This window comes from Anaerospora hongkongensis (assembly GCF_004339805.1).
Classification (GTDB): Bacteria; Bacillota; Negativicutes; order Sporomusales; family DSM-15969; genus Anaerospora; species Anaerospora hongkongensis.
In genome coordinates this window covers 15429-35270 of sequence record NZ_SLUI01000009.1, presented here as the reverse complement: position 1 = coordinate 35270, position 19842 = coordinate 15429, and the positions used below count along the sequence as shown (strand labels likewise).

Below are 19842 nucleotides of genomic sequence, written 5' to 3'. Positions count from 1 at the left end.
GAAAAGAAGAACTTACATTTGTGCAAAGTATCCACAAAATAATCATTACTATTCTGTACCGCACCTAAATCTCCTCCAAGTAACCTTTAATTTCCAAATGACTGATAAGTCATTTGGAAATACGCTATACAAAAACTGTAATTTTTTTACGAAAGGAACCCTCTATGAACTCAAGACTACTTATGAAGAATTATAATTCCGAAATTAAAATATACTATAAGGATAGCTTACCTTATAGCCTTGCCCAAGAAATTATTAATTTTAAGTGGACTAATCAACATTATTCCGCGGAAAGCAGTCGATTTGAATTAGTTCAAGAAACAAAAGCTAAGGTCTATAGGTTTAATTTTAATAATGAGGTCTATTATATGAAGAGTTATGCCTTTCGCAGCATTTCTAAGATCATTAAGAATTTATTTAGGCCTATAGAAGCTGTCCGCTGTTTCAAAACGGCTATTAGCTTAAGCAATGCACATTTCGCCGTTGCTGAACCTGTTTTAGCCCTAACCAGAAGTAAAAATATGTTTTTTAGTGAAAGCATTTTTGTAACAAAAGAAGTTCCCGGTGTCGATTTATATACATATTTATTTAGTAATGATAATATTAACGATCTAGAATTAAGAAAGAAAATAATAAAGAAAATAGCTTTACTATGGAGTAATTTAATAAATTATAAATTCGTACATTTAGATCCTGGACTAGATAATCTAATAGTGTCATCTACTAAAGAAGATATTCAAATTCAATTAATAGATATTGATAATATGTATTCTCTTCCCTTTTTGCCTAAAAGATTATTATTAGTAAAAAACTTATCCAGATTAAGCAGCAGATTTGCCACTTTTGCCGCTAATGAGCTTGAAACCAACTTATTTATACAGGAATTTTGTAAAAGATGCAATACTCTCAAAGAGCCTGATTTACGATTTATTATCTCGCGTTTATTTAAAAATTAATGTCCTACTTTGCACAATCTAAATAGAATTTATCTTGCTTTACTATTCCACCAATGCTATATTTTCTTAAGAAGTAGCAATATATATAAATCTATATCTTTGTGCTAAGTCAAAAGGGGGCTAGCTAAATGCCGGATGAAATAGAAAATATTTTAATGATACGCCGTGGTGCCATAGGGGATATTATCTTTACGCTTCCCGCCTATTACATGCTCAAGGCTAATTTTCCCAATAGCAAAATCAGCTTTTTAGTTAAGGATAGATATTCCAACGTCTTGGATGGATTTCCAGGTCTTGATAAAGTAATCCTTATTAAGGATAATGTCCTGTCATCTAAAAGTGTACTAGACCTTGGCAAAATGAGTATTGATCTGTTCCAAACAATCAAAAAAGATAACTACCAACTAGTTACTGATTTTGCCGGGCATGGGGAACAGGCTCTTTTCTTGTGGTTGACTGGAATTAAACACCGCTGGGGGTTAATTAAAGCAAGAAAGCCCATACGCCAGTTGTTTTATACCACTAGTCACGTAAGACAATTACAAGACGTTCATCTTATCGATCAACATCTTAAACTGCTTGAGTTGGGGGGATTAAAGTCCTTTCCAGTAAAAAATCACTATGTTATTCCTCAGTCGAACTTGGATAAAGCCAAAGCGCTCTTTAATACCTGGGGCCTATCTCTTCAAAAATCAACCGTATTTATACAGCCTTTCACCGGAGATGGCATCGCTGGTAAAATTTGGCCATTAGAACGCTATATCAGCCTCGCAGAGTACTGGAAAAGTCAGGATATACAAGTAGTTTTTGGTGGAGGACCTGCAGAACGTGAAAAACTCACTGCTATAGCGACCCGATTCCCTGTCGCCGCAGGACAAGCAGACTTTGTTACATCTGTTGGTTTAACATCACTGTCTTCCGTAGTAGTAGGCGGTGATACCGGACTTATGCATGCCGCTTTGGCAGCAGGGAAACGAACGGTTATGGCCGTTGGTCCCACCAATTATCAACTAGTCGGTCCTTATCGGCATCCAGAATGGACTGTTAGACCACAAACAGGACTTTCTATAGAGAGTATCAGCATTGACCAAATGATAGAAGCTACAAGGACAGCAATGAATGAGGTTACTGCTGTAAAGTACTAATAAATGAGTAACCAATCTTACTACCGTGGGGGGCATTATGAAGCAAAGTATGCCGACAAAAATAATGCAAATAAGCTCTATGAAGATTTGGGCTGGCGGCGAAGTTCATGTAGTATTGCTCTGCAATGAACTAATGAAACTGGGGATTAATGTAACTTTGGCATGCCGTCCAGGAACTTTCATAGACAAGAATGCCCGAGAAGCTCATATTCCTGTTATCAATCAACCATTTAGCGGAGCTATCGACCTTAAGAGTGCCCGTGAATTGGCTAAATATTGCGAAGCACATTCGATAGAAATTATTCACGCACATACAGGAAGAGATTATTGGCTAGCAGTTTGGACTAAGTTCTTCTACCCAAAAATCCGAATAGTAATCACCAGGCATATACAATGCCCTTTAAAAAACAGCATGTTCCATCGCTGGGCCTATCAAAAAGTAGATAAAGTAATAGCTGTCTCTCAGGCAGTGAGAAAATCGCTTACCAGTTTTCCATCTGAAAAAATAACTACTATTTATAATGGAATAGATATAGAAAGATTCAAGACCGCAAAGCCGGGAGTGCTGAGAAAAAAACTAGCAGTCTCAGAAACAACGAAGATCATTGGCATGATTGGACGTATTACTCCTATTAAAGGACAAGATACCTTTTTTCGCAGTATTTCAGATATATCTTCCAAGGTTCCTGATACTGTTTTTGTAGTTGCCGGTGCCTGTGATGATAAGGACTATATTGAAAAATTAAAACGCATAAATAACACCGTAATCTTTCTGGGTATGTGCGATAACGTACCTGAGATAATGAAAGATTTAGATGTATTTGTCTTAGCCTCCCTGGAGGAACCATTTGGCCTGGTAACAGTCGAAGCTCTTGCTGCAGGAATCCCTGTTGTAGCAACTAACACTGGCGGAACAACAGAAATTATTACTGATGGAGAGACTGGATTGCTTATCCCTCCTGAAGATCCATCAAAAATGGCTGAAGCCGTTATAACAATTTTATCAGACCCTGACCTTGCAAATCAGTTTAGAGCTAATGGATTGAACAGAGTCGAGAGTTTTACCATTAAAAAGATGACTCTCAGTACTCTCGCTGTCTACTCTGAAGCATTAGATAATATTTAGTAATAAAAAAGATGTATTTTAGACTATAGTCTAAAATACATCTTTTTTATTGTTTCATAGTCTAGTGGATATATTTCTTTAGCTTTCTCTATACTGGCAATATGATGCTTCGTCTTTCCACTCTTATCTTTAGCAAAGCTTATATTACTGCTTTGCTGTTCCTTATGATAAATATAGGTGGTATTAATAAAGCTCTTTAACAGATCGACTTTACGAGTCAACATAGTAAGAATATCTTCTTCATAGTATAAAAAAGTACAAGGAAAGAGGAATGGATAATATTTAAAATAGTCTGAGGTTAAAAGGAAGCATGCTCCATGCAATACCAAACTTTTAGAAGTTTTGCTTGAAGAAACCAAACTTCTGCGTAAAATTTCTTGTCTTTCTTTTTTCTTCTTTTTAAGGAAATTTATTTCTTTTAGACCTTGATACCACTTACTTTGTTTAAAACTAAAATTTAACTTTGAATTTAGTTTTAGGTTGGCAATCTTTCTTCTATAATATAAATTTTGTCGCAATTTGCTCTTTGCTGTTTCAAATTCTCTTAGCGGATTTTGTTCTTTTCCATCTGAACCAACGATTCTTGGCCCTAAAACGCCAATACCTGGTTTATAAGCCGCCATCAGACTAGTTATCATCTCTGGATCTTTGAAAATAGTGTCATTATTAACAACTAATACAAATTCACATTTTAGAACATCGGTAGCATATCGGATACCAATATTATTTCCTCTGGCAAATCCATCATTCTTATCATGTATTAGTAGGTGAATTCCATTATTAGTATGAAATCTTTCTTGAAGCTTCACCCGAGACTCATTAGGGGATCCATTATCTACGATAACAATTTCTTTATTTTGATATTTATCAATGATAATGCTTTCAACACATTCAATGGTATCTTTATAATTTAAATAATTTAATATTACAATTGCAACCTTATGCATTTTTTCCCACCCCCACACTACATTTATATATTTCAGACAAAGTTTGAATGAACTATAATAATTGGGCTAGTTTCCACCATCTTTTACTTCTAGTAAATGTGATTTGATATTTAAGCTTGTCCATCAATCTCAAATGAGTTGGATCTAATGAATTAAGATAGATACTATATTCTCTATTGTCCATTAGATGCATAGCCTCCACAACATATCCGTTCTTAATCATTCGCCATACAATCTTAAATAACTTATAAGCAACTCGTCTATGTAACACCTTGCTTAAGTATTCTTTATCACAGTCATTACTGGGCTGAGATAAAATATAGCGCATAGCTCTCTCAAAACCATAAAAAGCCTGAATATGCTTTTGCCAATTCCATTTCGCAGTTATAGCTGATCCGGTTCGAATACGATAAATCATTAATTCTTTGGATACATTCTGAACTAGCACTACTGAAACTAGCTTCCAGAGAAATTCTTGATCCTCTCCAACAGAGCAACCATCAGTAAAAAGCAATCCAATTTTATCGATAACTTCTTTTTTTACCAGAATCGCTCCAATATGAACTTGCGTTTCGCCTTGAATAACAGGAAGTAGAATATTACCATTTACATATGGATAACTAAACTTTCGCCTGAATCCACTAGCATAGAGATGTGTATAACCGCAATAGGCCATGTTAATATTATTATCTTGAAATGTACTAAGCAATTCTGCTAAAAAGGTAGGCTTCCACATATCATCACCATCAAGAAAAGACAGGTATGTTCCTGACGCAGCAAGCAAACCGGTATTTCTGGCGTTTGAAACACCCCCGTTGGGTTGACAGATCAATCGAAACCGCTTGTCATTCTGAGTAAAATTCTTAACAACCTCTATCGTATTATCAGTAGAACCATCGTCAACAATAATTGCTTCCCAATTATCAAAGGTCTGCCTTTGAATAGATTCAAGAGTTTCACTAATGAATTGTCCTACATTATATGCCGGAATAATTATAGATACAAAGTTATTATTCATAGTTGACTCCTCTTTTATTCTTCGTCTTAGTAAAATCGCAAATACAACTTTTGTGCCTTTAATTTACATTATATATAACTAGCAGGATATTTTTTTGCACTATAGAATTTATTTAAATTATTTGTAAGATACTATTTCTAACGAAAGGAAATCGCAAAATACCCAAGTATTTACGAAAGGTATCAAGAAGAAAATACGGAGCAAAGAATAACCTTGCAAGATATTTATGCACCGTTATTGCAATGTACCTGTTGAAAAGTACACTTATGGATTCGAAGGATATTGCGAGAATGCAGAAAACATTGAAAGTATTGGTGCATTTTGTTCCATTGCAGAAAATGTTAGCCTCGCTAGAAGTAACCACCCACTAAAATGCATTACCACTCATCCAATCATATATTTAAAACAATTTGGCATGCTAGAAGAAGATAGAACAGAACTTGAAATTATAAAAAAGCTAAAGATCGGGCACGATGTATGGATAGGCCGAGATGTTACTATACTTCCTGGTGTCAAAATCGGAAATGGTGCAGTAATAGGTGCAGGTGCCGTTATTAATAAAGACATACCAGATTATGCAATAGCAGTGGGAGTTCCAGCTAAAGTTATTAAATATCGATTTAACGATGAAAAAATAAAAAAATTAAATAATATAAAATGGTGGAATTGGTCAGATACACAAATTCGTAACAATATAGACTAGATCTACTAATTAATTCAAAAGATTTTTTTGAACAAGAAGATTTTCATCCATAAATAGGGGTTTTTCTTAAGTATTCAAAAGAGAGGATTAATCCTCTCTTTTTTGATAGTCAAAATATAGATACGAATATTTCTGTACTAAATCTTGCATCTGAGCAGGTTCAACCTCATCTATGTCTATAAATTCATACTCGAATTCGCTTCCTTCGCGTCCGTAAATATCTAATCCATTAGCTATGCAATTATTTATATATTCTCCCGAATAAGCATCTACATTTGTTTCTGTTATTATTGAATTTAGTTTAAGTACTATCTTATTGACACCCCCTAGATAAGAGAAATGCCAGCCACTATTTTTAATGCGGGGAAATTTACTTCTTCTATGTCGTAATTGCTGCGGAGTGGAGAGATTCTTAGCCTTGGTAATAACAGTCCCACTCCATTTACCTTTAGAACGACAATTTACAAAATAATAAAACAAATCTTGCTCTAAAGCAAGAGGAGTTCTATCTAATAACTTTATTCCATGACTTTTAAACAAACTGTCTGGTAGGAATTTTATTACTTGAACAATATTGTGTTGCACCCTATTACGACTAGCAAATATTATATCGCTTTTATTCTTATTTAATAATTCCAATATATTAGGCTTTGGTATTTCATCAACATCGGATATTAGCACTATATCATCAGGAGAAGTATTATTTAATCCTCTCATTATGCAATTACGCTGATATACCTCCAGCCTCCATTCATCATCTGGATCATAATCAGGCATATCATTAACTTTTATATGAATTATTTTGTCGAGATAATCTTTAAATTTATCTTGATTTTTTTCGAAATAATATTCTTTATTCTCATTTTTAAAAGTCTTATTTGACTCGACTAAGACAAAATAATCCACAACATTATTTAACAAATTTAATCGTAACTCTAGCAGTTCAAATTCATTAAAAAATGTAAAGCAATCATATATCTTAATAATAATCACCATCCCATATTTTTTAGATAAAGCTATATTCATATCTATAATTTTTACACACCTGTCAGTTTACCTCATACCACTGATAATGGCAAGAGAAGGCTAAAAGCTAAAATAAGCGCACACTTAATCTATAATTTTTCCATGAGCAATTCTCCACCATGATAATCCACGTTTAGCATCTGCTTCTTGTCTTATTACCTCTGCGCTCAGCGGCACGCCATTGGGCTGTGCCCAACTCAAAGCTTCAGCAGTGCCACTTTCTATTCTCCCAATATAATCCGGCGTGATCCATAACTGGTCATTTGTTCCCAATGTCTTACCTGTTGTTAAACTCTCTCCTACAGAGTAATACTCAAAACCCTTAGGTGCAATTAATTCAATTAAAGTTGCCCCAATATCAATATGGCTGCCTGCTGTTTTTTTAGGCAGCATTTCTTTTGTTACTCCCTGTCCATAAAAAACTAATGGAACGGCATATCTCTCATATAAAGCAGGATTGGTCTCCAGATTAACCCTGTCTCCATGGTCTCCGGTAATAACAAATAAACTGTCTGGATATTTATTATACATCATTTGGATAAATTCAGTCAGGACTTTATCTGCATACCAGAAATGTCCAAGTTTTGTAATCCATTCTTCATCCATCTTTAAATTATCAGGCAGACCGCTACTAACAATGGAGGGATCAAATGCTTCACCTTTCAGATTTATCGTATAAGGAGGATGATTAGATGTGGTAAGTATCACATGAAAAGATGGTTGATTGTCTTCAAATACTTCCGGAATAGCCTTCAGAAAGTATTTATCTTCACTTCCCCACGCATTCCCTGCCTGATTGGGTAAATCACTGCAACCATAAAACTTGTCAAAACCTTGCGCTAGTGTAAAATCCTCCAGGCGCTGCCACGAGCTAAAGCCGCCATACCAGAAAAACGTCTTATAACCCAATTTTTTCATTTGGGCCGCTATAGATGTTGCGTAAGGTACCTTGTAAGATTCAGCCTGGTAATTAGGAGATAAATTGATTTCAGGGAATCCCGTAACAATGGAACTCACTGCAGGCATTGTAGATGAACTAGCAGGTAAAAAGGTCTGAACATACGCTGAATTATCCTGAGCAATAATATGTTTCATGCCGTTTGCAAGATTCAGATCTTTGTATTGAGGTAACAATGACCACTGTGCATAACTTTCACCGACAATAAGAAAGATATGCTGCGGCTTATTTATCAGGGCTCCTTGAGCTTCTTTTTTTAAAAATTCTTCAATATTAGAAGTTTCTACTGAGTGACCTGCTAAGTAATTTCCATACTGGATAATTTGCTCTTTGGAGATATTTAAATCTTTACCGCTTTTTAACTTAGCATTAATACTATACGCCCTATATAAAGCTTGCACGTCATCCAAAATTGCCTCATTTAAAAACTCATCTTTGCTCTTTGACGCGCTTTCCCAGCTTATACCGCTTCCATATGTTAAACTGCCACCAAAACGAATAAATACCATAAACAAACAAATACCGGTTACCAAGCTCGTCCTAAAGATATTCTTATGATAGCTCTTCGAAAACTGCGGCAACGTATAAGTACTTGTTGCCAAAGTCTTTTTAAGAAGCATGCACAATAAAAAGGCAGTTAGAAAGGCCACTACTAGACGGATCGCAAGGTGATATTGTTGCCATAAAGTATAAAATAATGCAACTGCATCATCACGAAAAGCATTAAAAATAAAAATACTAAAAGCCATATGAAATTGTTCATAGTAAGGGATTCTTATTTGAAAAAGTATGCTAAGAACCGATAAGTAAATACATCCTAAAATAAATCTCGAATTTTGCACTTTTGGCGATCTGACAAAAATGTTTAATAAGGTGCAGAATACGAATGACAATAGTGCTATTATACCGGCACTTTTCAGACTTAATCTCGTCCCATAATATAAAGCTAAACCAACATCTTTACCGGTAGTATCTACTCCTAAATAATTATGTAAAAACGCAATAAAGCTACCCCGAAATAAACAAATAGTAGCAAGTACAAATAAGAATAACTTCATATCCTGCTGTATATTTTTGTAAAACTGCTCCCATTTGGACACTTTAGTCACCCCGTTAAACTCACTTACGCTTTCACTCGTCAAGTCAACACATAGTACAGACTATATCCGCCCATAGATATCATCAAAACGAACAATATCATCTTCTTCTAAATACTTACCATTTTGTACTTCAATAATCTCCAGCGGAATCCTACCCGGATTCTCTAAACGATGCTTCGTAGACATGGGAATAAAAACGCTTTCATTTTCATGCACCATTTTTTCCTCTTCACCAATTGTTACTCTGGCTGATCCTCCCGTGACAATCCAGTGCTCACTGCGATGGTAGTGCATTTGCAGGCTAAGCCGTCCTTCTGGAGCAACAACGATTTTCTTCATTTTGTAGCCGGGACCTTCCCCAAGTACCGTATAGCTTCCCCAAGGGCGATGCACGGTGGTTGGCACTTCCGCTTCAGTACGTCCCCGCTTTTTTAGTTCAGTAACAAGATCCTTTACCTTTTGAGATTCGCCTTTTTTCGCAACTAAAATGACATCATCTGTTTCTACTACCAACAAATCTTCCAAACCTATACCGGCAATGAGGCGGCTTCGTCCCAAAACGAGTGAGTTAGTCGAATCAACCAATAAACAATCGCCTTCAAGGGCATTGCCATTCTCATCTTTCTCCAATACGTCATAGATGGCATCCCATGATCCGATATCATTCCAATATGTTGTGAGAGGGATAGTAACTACCTTTTGTGATTTTTCGGCGATTGCATAGTCGATAGAAATATTCGGCATATCAGCAAAATTTTCAATAACACACTCAAAGGGATGAGAAGATAAAACTGCAATCTCCGGTGCAAAAGCAGTTAGTTCTTCCTGAAGGGAAGCAAGGGTAAAGCCAAACATACCAGAGTTCCAATAATAATTCCCTGCACTAACATATTCCTCAGCAGTTTCCGTATCCGGCTTCTCGCGGAAGGAATCCACTACAAAACCATCTCTCCAGGGCGTTCCTGCCTGAATATAGCCATAGCCAGTTTCCGGCTTATCTGGTGTGATACCAAAGGTAACGATCTTGCCTGCTTCTGCCATGCTAGAGGCTAAACGTACGGCCTTGCAGAAGTCTACTACCGGTCGAATGATATGATCTGCAGGTGTAACAAACATAACTTCATTTTCAGTGACACCTAACTTATCTATACAATAGCGTGTCGCCAGCGCAATTGCCGGTGCGGTATTTCTGGCAACCGGTTCGAGGATAATATGAGCACCTTCAACACCGCATGTTTTCAGCTCTGCCTGGACATGGTGGAGATATTCTTTATTTGTTACAATCAGCAAATCCGTTGCCGCTGCTACCGGTAGAAAGCGCTGAACTGTTTGTGCTAATAGGGAGGCTTCATTTCCGATTTTCAAAAACTGTTTAGGATATCCCTGACGGGACAATGGAAAAAGGCGGGTCCCACCACCGCCGGCTAAGATTACAATCTTCATGCAGCACTTCTCCTCACAGTTATTTTTATCCTATTTAGTAATTACTTTATTATATCGCGCTATACTATACAATTTATTTTCAACATGATTCGCCAGAACCCCTCTTTCAATAAAAAAATCCTCATCTTGTTGCAAGATGAGGATTTTAGCTATTCTTTTACCCTGCCTGCAGCTGCTTCTTGATTGCTTACCAACAATGGTCCAATATTATTCACTAGATATTTTAGAAAGTCCTCTCGCAACTCAGGACGTTTAAGGGCAAACTCAACAGTAGCTTCCAGATAGCCCTGTTTATCACCTACATCGTAACGACGGCCCCAGAAGTTATAGGCGTACACCGGCTTTATAGCAGCAAGTCGCCGAAGAGCATCAGTCAGTTGGATTTCGCCACCTCTGCCAGGGGCAGTATCTTCGAGCAAATCAAAAATTTCCGGTTGAATAATGTACCGCCCCAATATCGCTAACCGGGACGGAGCTTCTTCCACTGACGGCTTTTCTATCAGGTCAACAGCCTTCCAAATATTATTTCTGACTGGTAATGGTTTGACAATACCATAGCTTGAGACCTTATTCAGAGGTACCTCTTGGACACCTAAAATAGTACCAGGACAATCGCCGTATACATCCATCATCTGCTTCAGGCAAGGCACCTGGGCATCAATAATGTCATCACCCAATAATACCGCGAAGGGTTCATTGCCTACAAACTGCTTGGCACATAACACGGCATGTCCAAGTCCTTTTGCCTCTTTTTGCCGGACATAATGAATCGTAACATTCGAAATTTCTTGCACTAAACCGAGTAAATCATATTTCCCCTGATTTTTCAACGTATGTTCCAACTCAAAAGCACAATCAAAGTGATCTTCGATCGACTTTTTATTGCGGCCGGTTATAATGAGGATCTCTTCAATACCAGACATAACAGCTTCTTCCACAATATATTGAATAGCCGGTTTATCGACTATGGGAAGCATTTCCTTAGGTTGAGCTTTCGTCGCCGGGAGAAAACGAGTTCCTAATCCAGCAGCCGGAATAACCGCCTTACGAATCTTCTTCTGGACCACAATACGCACCTGCCTCTTCTCTGATTACCATTACGTTTCTATTCTATTTCATATATGTAATTCCTGCAAAGACAATACTTGCCAGTCCCATGTCTACCTAAGCAGGTACTCTTCAAGAGCTGACTTCCAATTACGCATAGGATCACCAATCGTCATACGCAACATGTAATTATCCAGCACTGAATGAGCCGGCCGCTTCGCAGGCCGCGGAAATTCGCTAGTCGTAACAGGCAATACTTCGACTCGTTTACCCGTCTGGCGAAAAATTTCGCAGGCAAACTCATACCAGGAGCATTGCCCCTGGCAGGTTCCATGGTAGGTACCATATGCGTCACTTGCTAATAAGGCAAATATACTTTTGGTTAAGTCAACTGTTGATGTCGGCGTACCAATCTGATCATTGACCACTCGAAGCGTATTGTTTTTCTCGGCTAGACTCATCATTGTACGGACAAAATTGTTACCCTCGCCATATAACCAGGCTGTGCGAATAATGTAGTGACGGCCTAGGATCTGCCTTACAATTTCCTCGCCCTGCCACTTAGTGATGCCATATACACTTTGGGGATTTACAGAATCAAATTCCCGGTAGGGCTGTTGTTTTTGACCATCAAAAACGTAGTCGGTACTTACATATACCAGCCTGGCTCCTGCTTCCAGGCAACCTGCGGCTATATTCTGTGATCCTACCACATTGACACGAAAAGCACCATCATGATCGGCTTCTGCGCCATCTACGTTGGTATAGGCAGCACAATGAATGACCGCTTCCGGTTTTATTGCTTTCATAAACGCCGCTACTGCAGAACTATCGGTAATATTAAGTGTATCATAATCAGTTAAAATCAGTTCATGACTGGAACCTTGTTTGGCAATCTCTTTGCCTAGTTGACCGTTCGCACCGGTTACTACAATTCTCATCTTATCTCTCCTAGTCTAATATTGGGGCAGCTTGTCGGCAGCCAACTCTTTCAGCTTCGTATATACCTTATCCTTATCCGACAGAACTACATCCACTAATGGCCACTCAATATCAATATCAGGATCATTCCAGATAATACCGCCTTCTGCCTGCGGTGCATATACATCAGTACATTTATAGCTAAAATAAGCAGTTTCACTTGTCACGCAGAAACCATGAGCAAAACCTGGCGGTACCCACAACTGCCGGTGGTTCTCCCCTGATAATAACACTCCTGTCCACTGGCCAAAATTCGGTGAACCAACACGAATATCCACCGCCACATCAAAGACTTCTCCCTGCAATACAGAAACCAGTTTTCCCTGTGTGTTAGGCTTCTGATAATGGAGCCCCCTAAGCACTCCGCGCGCTGAAAAAGACACATTATCCTGAACAAATTTCTCTTTTATACCAATCGCTTCATAGCGAGCCTGTTGCCAGGTTTCGAAGAAATAACCCCGGGTATCACCAAAAACTTTGGGCTCAATAATAATCACACCAGGCAGGTTTGTTTCGATTACATTCATTTACGCTCACTCCTTGCGAATATAAAAAGGGCCCCTTCTGCAAGGGGATCCCTACATTCTATCATTCTCTGGCTAGTTGCAACAGGTATTGCCCATACTCATTTTTACTCATTGCATTGCCCATAGCCAGCAAATCATTGCGGGAAATATACCCTTTATGGTAGGCAATTTCTTCGGGGCAGGCCACCATCAGGCCTTGCCGTTCCTGGATGGTCGCGATGTAGTTGGAGGCCTGAAGCAGAGAATCATGCGTTCCCGTATCCAGCCAGGCATAACCTCGGCCCAATGTTTCTACACGTAAGTTCTGCTGTTCCAAATACAACCGGTTTAGGTCGGTAATTTCCAACTCCCCTCTGGCGGAGGGTTTAATCGTCTTTGCTAATTCAACTACCTGATTGTCATAAAAATACAGGCCGGTAACCGCATAATGGGATTTGGGCTGCTTTGGCTTTTCCTCCAGGCTGACAGCCTGTCCATCTGAATCAAACCCTACTACGCCATACCGTTCAGGATCTTTTACCCAATAGGCAAAAACAGTCGAACCCTGCGCATTATTCGCAGCTGTTATCAGTTTTTCACTAAAGCCGTAGCCATAGAAGATATTATCGCCTAAAACTAAGGCGCAGCCCTCTCCGGCAATAAAATTCTCACCAATTAAAAATGCCTGAGCCAGGCCATCGGGGCTAGGTTGAATAGCATAGGACAAATTAATGCCCCACTGGTTGCCGGTACCTAGCAGTTGCTGAAAACAAGCCTGCTCCTGAGGGGTGGTGATGATTAGGATGTCCTGAATACCAGCCAGCATTAACGTCGTTAACGGGTAGTAAATCATCGGTTTATCATAGACCGGCATCAGTTGTTTGCTGACAGCCTTGGTAATCGGATATAGCCGAGTACCGGAACCTCCCGCTAAGATAATTCCTTTTTTTATCGCCATTATACTTTACTCCCACTTAACTCTTATTATTTTAAGTTACCTAATCTCTCCCGCTGATAGCTGCCGTCCGTAATCCGTCGGCACCAGTCTAAATTATTCAAGTACCAGTCAATAGTTTTTACAATACCGGTTTCAAAAGTTTCTGCAGGTACCCAGCCCAACTCTTTATGAATTTTAGAAGCATCAATCGCATAACGCATATCATGACCGGGGCGGTCTTTCACAAAGGCAATCTGCTCGCGGTAGGACTTTCCGTCTTCTCTGGGCTTCCTGCTATCCAGGATGTCACACAGAGTGTGGACAATATCCAAATTAGTCTTTTCAGTGTGACCGCCGATATTATACTTTTCTCCCGGAGTTCCCTTCTCCAGCACTTGTAGAATAGCTAAACAATGATCCTTTACATACAGCCAGTCCCTGACATTCTGTCCAGTTCCATACACAGGAAGAGGCTTACCTTCTAAAGCATTCAAGAGCATAAGAGGAATCAGCTTTTCCGGAAACTGGTAGGGTCCATAGTTATTAGAGCAATTTGTCATTAGCACAGGTAATCCATAGGTATGAAAATAAGCCCGCACAAGATGATCAGAAGAGGCTTTGGATGCAGAATAGGGAGAGTTAGGCGCATACGGTGTCTCTTCCGTAAAATAGCCGGTTAGTCCTAAGGATCCATAGACTTCATCTGTCGACACATGGAGAAAGCGAAATTCACTTTTCGCCTCATTCGCACTATCTGCCAGATACTGGCGAGCGGCTTCCAGCAGAATGAAGGTACCGTTAATATTCGTTTGGATAAATTCAGCCGGACCATCAATAGAACGGTCTACATGGGACTCCGCTGCAAAATGCACGACTGCGGACGGTTGATGTTTTTTTAACAAAGTAGCTACAAGACCTGCATCACATATATCACCATGGACGAACGTATAGCGGGGATCACCCTCCGCATCGCGGAGTGAATCAAGATTACCAGCATAAGTAAGCTTATCCAGAACGATAATTTGTAGGTCTTGAAATTGTTTTAAAATCAAATGAACAAAATTACTGCCAATAAAACCGGCACCGCCGGTAACCAATAGCGTTTTCATATCATCTACCTCATATTTTTTAACCCTTAGGTTATTACTTTACTTGATAATATTCGCAATACCAATCTGCAAAGTGCTGCAATCTGTCTTGCTAAATCACCGAGCTTTTGCCCAAGCTAATTTTCGAAAAACCATAAAAGAATTCATGGCAATTTACTCATTTAACTGCAGTAGTGTAGTAATGACAACTACTTTAATTTAAAAAACTAGTCTTTCAAATTGCCAGGCGTCTTTGCACATTTCCACTAAATTGCGCTTAGCTGTCCAGCCTAATTCTTGTTTAGCCTTCGAAACATCTGCATAACACTCCGCGATATCTCCTGTTCTTCTCGCTACTATCTCATAAGGCAGCTTTATACCGTTAGCCTGCTCAAAGGCTTTTACCATTTGCAGCACACTTGTACCACGACCTGTCCCTAAATTATAGACATGTATACCCGGAGTAATCTTATTGAAAGCTGCTACATGACCCTGCGCTAGATCACAAACGTGAATATAATCTCTCACGCCTGTACCATCAATCGTTGCGTAGTTACCACCAAAAATACGTAACTTATCTATTTTCCCCTTTGCTACTTGTGTCATGTAGGGCATCAAATTATTTGGTATCTCTAATGGAGCCTCACCGATTAATCCGCTTTCATGGGCTCCTACAGGATTAAAATATCTCAACAATGCAATCGAGCACTGTGGATTAACTTTAGCAAAATCAGTAAGAATTCGCTCATTGATTACTTTCGTTTCGCCGTAAGGATTTGTCGTAGGCAAAAGAGGCATAGACTCTACAAAAGGAACTTTATTATTGCCATACACCGTTGCAGATGAACTAAACACCAAACGCTTAATACTATATTTCTCACACAGTTTTGCTATAACCAAAGTGCTAACAATATTATTCTGATAATATTCCAAGGGCTTGCCCAAGGACTCTCCTACTGCTTTGAATCCGGCAAAATGAATAATCCCTTCAACTAAGTGCTTGGATAAAATATTATTAACTGACGATTCATTTGTGATATCTATCTCATAAAAAGTTAACTCCTTACCAGTAATTTTTTCTACTTTCTCCAAAATTTCCTTTTTACTATTAGAGAAGTTATCCGCAACAACTACTTCGTTTCCAGCTTCCATTAAAGCAACACAAGTATGTGATCCAACATATCCTGCCCCACCTGTAACTAAGATACGCACTATATTTCTCCTTTAATATCGCTTTAATCTATTTTACGTTTCTTGCAACATGGTTATATTACCATTACTAAGGAGTATTAAACAATGGATTCATAAAAACGCCTAAATTTCTGACCCATATTGGTTTCGGAGTAGTTTTTAGAAAATTCTTCCGAAATATTTTCACATAACTTTCTATATAATTCATCATTTGTAATCAAAATCTTAATAGCATTTGATATCTGATTAATATCTGGTTCAACCAAAATCCCTGTTTTTTTATCTAAAACCATTTCCGAGATAGCACCAACATTAGTCGCAACTATTGGTCTATTGTATGAATATGCAAGCGGTATTACTCCGCTTTGAGTAGCTGAATAGTACGGTAAAACTATAAGTTTACATTCCTTAAATAATCTATCTGTCTCATTATTAGAAATATAATCGTTATATATCTCAAAATTCTCTTTATTTTTTATTAAGGAAAGATATTTTTTCACATCTCCTTGCCCTGCAATTACAAATTTCGAATTTGGGATTTCAATAATTAATTTTTCAGCAGCATTTATAAACAAATCTAATCCTTTATAAGGTTTAATTCTTCCATAAAATAATATTTTTTGGTTTTCGGTATAAGGCTCAAGCTTAAGGATTTCGGTACCGCAAAGTGGCAACACAACTGCTTTATTCCCAAATCGCCCTAATTGCCTTTTAGCCAATTTACTATGTACTATTATACGATATGCTATAAATTTTATAATATTGTTGTATATAGAAATTAAACAACTGACATTTTCATCAGGATGTGGTTTTACATCATGTATGGTATATACTTTTTTTGTTTTATAAAAAAGTGATAGAAAAAGATTAAGAGGGTGTGCACAAAAAAAGTGAATAATTTTCGGCTTAAAACTAATTATATCAGAATAAATTTTAACCCATATATTTAACTGCAAAGTGCTTAATTCAATTCTAGATTTATCACAAATAATCAAGTTATTAACTTGAATATTATCATTTAATTGACTTATATCAAAGTTTGATGTACATATTAGTAGAACATTATGTTTTAAGCTTAAGTAATTAGCTACAATAGTAGCATATCTTTGATGGTCTGATCCATTAGCAAAAGCTGTAATAACAATATTCAAATAAATACCTCCTTTTATAATCAAATTTTTCCTTATTCACTTTCAGTATTTCTAGATTAATAAAGTTAAGTCAATCTCTAGATATACTGGCTGTGCTAGGAACAATAGTTTTGAGTATGTCAAATAAACCGCCTCATTCTTTCTATATTAGCTCTAGGCCGAAAAACTTCTAGGCGTCCCTTTCTCAAAGTACATTGTTACTAATTAGAAGATTGCTCCCTTTAGTTAAGGTCGACAGATTCTAACTACTCAGATTCAAAAATAAACAGAAATGGCTCATGTAACCCTTTGATAAAAAATATAATACACAATACCATAATCAATGCTATTGTGATATATTTATTCATACGCGTGTATAATAACATAGGTATTAAAATATATTGACTAGGGAAAAGAGGTTCAGAAAGCCGTGTAGCAAATGTTATATATTCATGGAAGCCGGATCGAATTACTGTAGCGAACACAAACATAGTCATGAGGACATTACAGTATTTTTCTTGATTCTTAGTAACCGGTCTGAGCATACTAAATATGATTAATAAAACAATTGTTTTCAAGTCTCCCACAATTCGATTCGCTTCAGGAGCTTGATTTATACTATCTGCGTAATTTAAAAGCCTAATCGTTAAGGTCCAGTCATTTGGTAGTAATTCCATAAAGTTGTTTAACCAATTAATTTGTAAAAAAAGCAGACAAATGGCTGCAACTAAAAACACCTTTTTTTTTGACCAATGGATAAGTGTTAATGGATATAAGACAAGTCCTAGTAACATAGTATAGTGAAACAAGCATCCTACAGCTATCGTTAATAGGAATTTGTTGTTCTGCCTTTGGCTAATATAATATCCTGCAAGTAACATCAAAGAACATACCGTTCCCTGTCTTAACTGCGCCATCTCAAATAAAAAATTAGTAGATACCAAGACTAGTAACGATAAAATCGGGAAAGGAGAAGATCTTATAAATATATATCCATAAATTGACAAATGCAGAAAAGCCATTAGAATGAAAATCACTCTATAATCATCGAATACCCACTTTAGGAATGCATTTAAAAAGAGATAACCTACTTCTATAGAATTATATATATCAAAATCGAAACTAGATAGCGTTGGAGCAGTTTCAAAAACCTGAACGTAATTAGTGAAATCCGAATCAATCGTCGGTTCTCTCATTCCGGCAATTAATATCAAACTTAATAGTAATAAAACGAAAATATTTTTAATCAATAAATTTTTTTCAAAACAATTATAAATAGATAATAAACAAGTTATCGTATAAAATCCAACTATCTCATATATAAACAAACTACTTATTCCTCCATTTTAAGAAGTGAAACAATTTCTTTCATTCTGTGATTCCAAGTATTATTTAATAAGAAAGATTGAATTTCTGCGGTTGCTTTCGGAGGAAATAAAGTATTTTTCACAAGCCTATTAATAATATCAAGATATTGTTCAGTATCTGTATATAAGTATACATAATCTTTAAACTTTTCCGTTTCCCCGTACCTAATAGCTGCTATTGGCTTATTTGAAAAAATATATTCATATAATTTGACTGGGTCAACAGATAATACTAGTTTTGTCAATTGAAATGGCATAACAAGCATATCAGACTGTTCCATTGCAGAAAAAACCTGACCATGTTCTAATATTCCTTTGTATATAATTCTTTCATGGTTGGGAATGGTAATATCTTTAGGTCCGTATAAATAATAAACTATATTTTCTTCAATTTCTAAACTCTTCAATATAATACTAAAATCAAACCACGAGGAAATTGTCCCGATATAAGTTATTATTTTCCTTTTATCAGCTCTTATATCGTTTTTCTCCATAGGTAATATTTTATTAAACTCCATTATTTTTTCGGTACTAATTGCATTATTTATTACACTAATTTTTTCTTTATATACGTGACCATGTCTTGATTGGAGAATATCTCCTAGAAAATTAGAACTGACCAAAACATAATTACAGCGGTCTAGTAACTTTTTCTCTTGCTGCATATAAATATTGGGGTCATTTTTAACACTTGGAAATTCAGCTAAGTCGTCCATGCAATCAAATACTAACACCTGATTTTCTGTGATATATTGTGCAATAAATGTATAAGTACGAGGATCGCAAATCCATATAATGTCGTATTTTTTTATTTTTCTAGATAAATGCTTGCTCATAAGCCAATTATTTATCTTTAGTATAGTTTGATATCGGGAAAATGGTAATGAGAAAAATTCCATTAACTTTACCTTATTGGTATGATTATCAACTTTATTAATATAACCTTTTTTATAGTACACATCTACCTCAAAGTCGTCCGACAAGGCCTCTGCTAAAAAGTGCGGGCGCTGCTTTATCCATGACCACGGCACATGTTGAAGATACATTATCTTTTTCATCTTAGTTCCACTCCTTTATCGGCCCAAATATAATGAAACGACCCAATAATATGTTCTTCTCCACGTACCCCGCATAAAATTACTCCTAGTATTTTTAACCCTTACAATATAACTA

Annotated in this window: 19 protein-coding genes; 4 read left to right on the top strand and 15 right to left on the bottom strand. The window is 37.0% G+C overall.

Features of this window, described 5'->3' with window-relative positions:
* The first annotated feature begins 164 nt into the window (after window positions 1–164).
* The gene (locus tag EV210_RS13875) at window positions 165–956 is read left to right on the top strand and encodes a lipopolysaccharide kinase InaA family protein (protein WP_132081687.1); all 792 of its coding nucleotides are present in this window, start codon (window positions 165–167) and stop codon (window positions 954–956) included.
* Between the two features lie 4 nt (window positions 957–960).
* On the opposite strand, the gene EV210_RS23465 is transcribed toward EV210_RS13875, so the two are convergent.
* Window positions 961–1041 carry a DUF1496 domain-containing protein gene (locus tag EV210_RS23465; RefSeq protein WP_424218044.1) on the bottom strand — a complete coding sequence of 27 codons (81 nt, stop codon included), beginning with the start codon at window positions 1039–1041 and terminating at the stop codon, window positions 961–963.
* Between the two features lie 43 nt (window positions 1042–1084).
* Between EV210_RS23465 and EV210_RS13865 the strand changes: the two genes are divergently transcribed.
* Window positions 1085–2101, top strand: coding sequence for a glycosyltransferase family 9 protein (locus EV210_RS13865; protein ID WP_132081684.1), 1017 nt, complete (start codon window positions 1085–1087; stop codon window positions 2099–2101).
* 37 nt (window positions 2102–2138) lie between these two features.
* Window positions 2139–3227: a GT4 family glycosyltransferase PelF gene (pelF, locus tag EV210_RS13860; RefSeq protein ID WP_132081681.1), complete on the top strand. Its 1089-nt coding sequence runs from the start codon at window positions 2139–2141 to the stop codon at window positions 3225–3227.
* 23 nt (window positions 3228–3250) lie between these two features.
* On the opposite strand, the gene EV210_RS13855 is transcribed toward pelF, so the two are convergent.
* Complete coding sequence (locus EV210_RS13855) at window positions 3251–4174, bottom strand: glycosyltransferase (RefSeq protein ID WP_132081678.1); 924 nt, start codon at window positions 4172–4174, stop codon at window positions 3251–3253.
* 52 nt (window positions 4175–4226) lie between these two features.
* On the bottom strand, window positions 4227–5192 hold the full coding sequence (locus EV210_RS13850; RefSeq protein WP_132081675.1) for a glycosyltransferase family 2 protein: 966 nt from the start codon (window positions 5190–5192) through the stop codon (window positions 4227–4229).
* Between the two features lie 226 nt (window positions 5193–5418).
* On the opposite strand from EV210_RS13850, the gene EV210_RS13845 reads away from it, so the two are divergent.
* Entirely contained in the window at window positions 5419–5895 is a 477-nt protein-coding gene (locus EV210_RS13845) for a CatB-related O-acetyltransferase (protein WP_132081672.1), read from the top strand.
* A gap of 87 nt (window positions 5896–5982) precedes the next feature.
* Here the strand turns inward: EV210_RS13845 and EV210_RS13840 are convergent, their stop codons facing one another.
* The 12 genes from EV210_RS13840 to EV210_RS13785 all read right to left on the bottom strand — a co-directional run bounded on the left by EV210_RS13840 (window position 5983) and on the right by EV210_RS13785 (window position 19727).
* A complete protein-coding gene (locus tag EV210_RS13840) occupies window positions 5983–6921 on the bottom strand; it encodes a glycosyltransferase family 17 protein (protein WP_132081669.1) in 939 nt (312 codons plus the stop codon).
* A gap of 84 nt (window positions 6922–7005) precedes the next feature.
* Window positions 7006–8979: an LTA synthase family protein gene (locus EV210_RS13835; RefSeq protein WP_243650554.1), complete on the bottom strand. Its 1974-nt coding sequence runs from the start codon at window positions 8977–8979 to the stop codon at window positions 7006–7008.
* Between the two features lie 60 nt (window positions 8980–9039).
* Window positions 9040–10422: a mannose-1-phosphate guanylyltransferase/mannose-6-phosphate isomerase gene (locus EV210_RS13830; protein ID WP_132081666.1), complete on the bottom strand. Its 1383-nt coding sequence runs from the start codon at window positions 10420–10422 to the stop codon at window positions 9040–9042.
* Window positions 10423–10571: 149 nt separating this feature from the next.
* Entirely contained in the window at window positions 10572–11489 is a 918-nt protein-coding gene (gene galU / locus EV210_RS13825; protein ID WP_424218042.1) for a UTP--glucose-1-phosphate uridylyltransferase GalU, read from the bottom strand.
* 93 nt (window positions 11490–11582) lie between these two features.
* Window positions 11583–12410, bottom strand: coding sequence for a dTDP-4-dehydrorhamnose reductase (gene rfbD / locus EV210_RS13820; RefSeq protein ID WP_132081663.1), 828 nt, complete (start codon window positions 12408–12410; stop codon window positions 11583–11585).
* 15 nt (window positions 12411–12425) lie between these two features.
* Complete coding sequence (gene rfbC / locus EV210_RS13815) at window positions 12426–12977, bottom strand: dTDP-4-dehydrorhamnose 3,5-epimerase (RefSeq protein ID WP_132081660.1); 552 nt, start codon at window positions 12975–12977, stop codon at window positions 12426–12428.
* Between the two features lie 61 nt (window positions 12978–13038).
* On the bottom strand, window positions 13039–13914 hold the full coding sequence (gene rfbA, locus EV210_RS13810; RefSeq protein ID WP_132081657.1) for a glucose-1-phosphate thymidylyltransferase RfbA: 876 nt from the start codon (window positions 13912–13914) through the stop codon (window positions 13039–13041).
* A gap of 26 nt (window positions 13915–13940) precedes the next feature.
* A complete protein-coding gene (rfbB, locus tag EV210_RS13805) occupies window positions 13941–15002 on the bottom strand; it encodes a dTDP-glucose 4,6-dehydratase (protein WP_132081654.1) in 1062 nt (353 codons plus the stop codon).
* 198 nt (window positions 15003–15200) lie between these two features.
* Window positions 15201–16193 carry a UDP-glucose 4-epimerase GalE gene (galE, locus tag EV210_RS13800; protein ID WP_132081651.1) on the bottom strand — a complete coding sequence of 331 codons (993 nt, stop codon included), beginning with the start codon at window positions 16191–16193 and terminating at the stop codon, window positions 15201–15203.
* A gap of 77 nt (window positions 16194–16270) precedes the next feature.
* Window positions 16271–17323, bottom strand: a complete 1053-nt coding sequence (locus tag EV210_RS13795; protein ID WP_165898899.1) for a glycosyltransferase family 4 protein — start codon at window positions 17321–17323, stop codon at window positions 16271–16273.
* Between the two features lie 245 nt (window positions 17324–17568).
* Window positions 17569–18630: an EpsG family protein gene (locus EV210_RS13790; protein WP_132081645.1), complete on the bottom strand. Its 1062-nt coding sequence runs from the start codon at window positions 18628–18630 to the stop codon at window positions 17569–17571.
* Window positions 18631–18635: 5 nt separating this feature from the next.
* Window positions 18636–19727: a glycosyltransferase family protein gene (locus tag EV210_RS13785; protein ID WP_132081642.1), complete on the bottom strand. Its 1092-nt coding sequence runs from the start codon at window positions 19725–19727 to the stop codon at window positions 18636–18638.
* Between the last annotated feature and the right edge of the window lie 115 nt (window positions 19728–19842).

Excerpts from the sequence above, each read along its gene's own strand:
- EV210_RS13785 (WP_132081642.1), bottom strand. The coding sequence starts at position 19,727 with ATGAAAAAGATAATGTATCTTCAACATGTGCCGTGGTCATGGATAAAG.
- EV210_RS13840 (WP_132081669.1), bottom strand. The coding sequence starts at position 6,921 with ATGAATATAGCTTTATCTAAAAAATATGGGATGGTGATTATTATTAAG.
- EV210_RS13845 (WP_132081672.1), top strand. The coding sequence starts at position 5,419 with ATGCACCGTTATTGCAATGTACCTGTTGAAAAGTACACTTATGGATTC.
- rfbB (WP_132081654.1), bottom strand. The coding sequence starts at position 15,002 with ATGAAAACGCTATTGGTTACCGGCGGTGCCGGTTTTATTGGCAGTAAT.
- EV210_RS13865 (WP_132081684.1), top strand. The coding sequence starts at position 1,085 with ATGCCGGATGAAATAGAAAATATTTTAATGATACGCCGTGGTGCCATA.
- EV210_RS13830 (WP_132081666.1), bottom strand. The coding sequence starts at position 10,422 with ATGAAGATTGTAATCTTAGCCGGCGGTGGTGGGACCCGCCTTTTTCCA.
- EV210_RS13855 (WP_132081678.1), bottom strand. The coding sequence starts at position 4,174 with ATGCATAAGGTTGCAATTGTAATATTAAATTATTTAAATTATAAAGAT.
- rfbA (WP_132081657.1), bottom strand. The coding sequence starts at position 13,914 with ATGGCGATAAAAAAAGGAATTATCTTAGCGGGAGGTTCCGGTACTCGG.
- pelF (WP_132081681.1), top strand. The coding sequence starts at position 2,139 with ATGAAGCAAAGTATGCCGACAAAAATAATGCAAATAAGCTCTATGAAG.
- EV210_RS13850 (WP_132081675.1), bottom strand. The coding sequence starts at position 5,192 with ATGAATAATAACTTTGTATCTATAATTATTCCGGCATATAATGTAGGA.
- rfbC (WP_132081660.1), bottom strand. The coding sequence starts at position 12,977 with ATGAATGTAATCGAAACAAACCTGCCTGGTGTGATTATTATTGAGCCC.
- EV210_RS13875 (WP_132081687.1), top strand. The coding sequence starts at position 165 with ATGAACTCAAGACTACTTATGAAGAATTATAATTCCGAAATTAAAATA.
- rfbD (WP_132081663.1), bottom strand. The coding sequence starts at position 12,410 with ATGAGAATTGTAGTAACCGGTGCGAACGGTCAACTAGGCAAAGAGATT.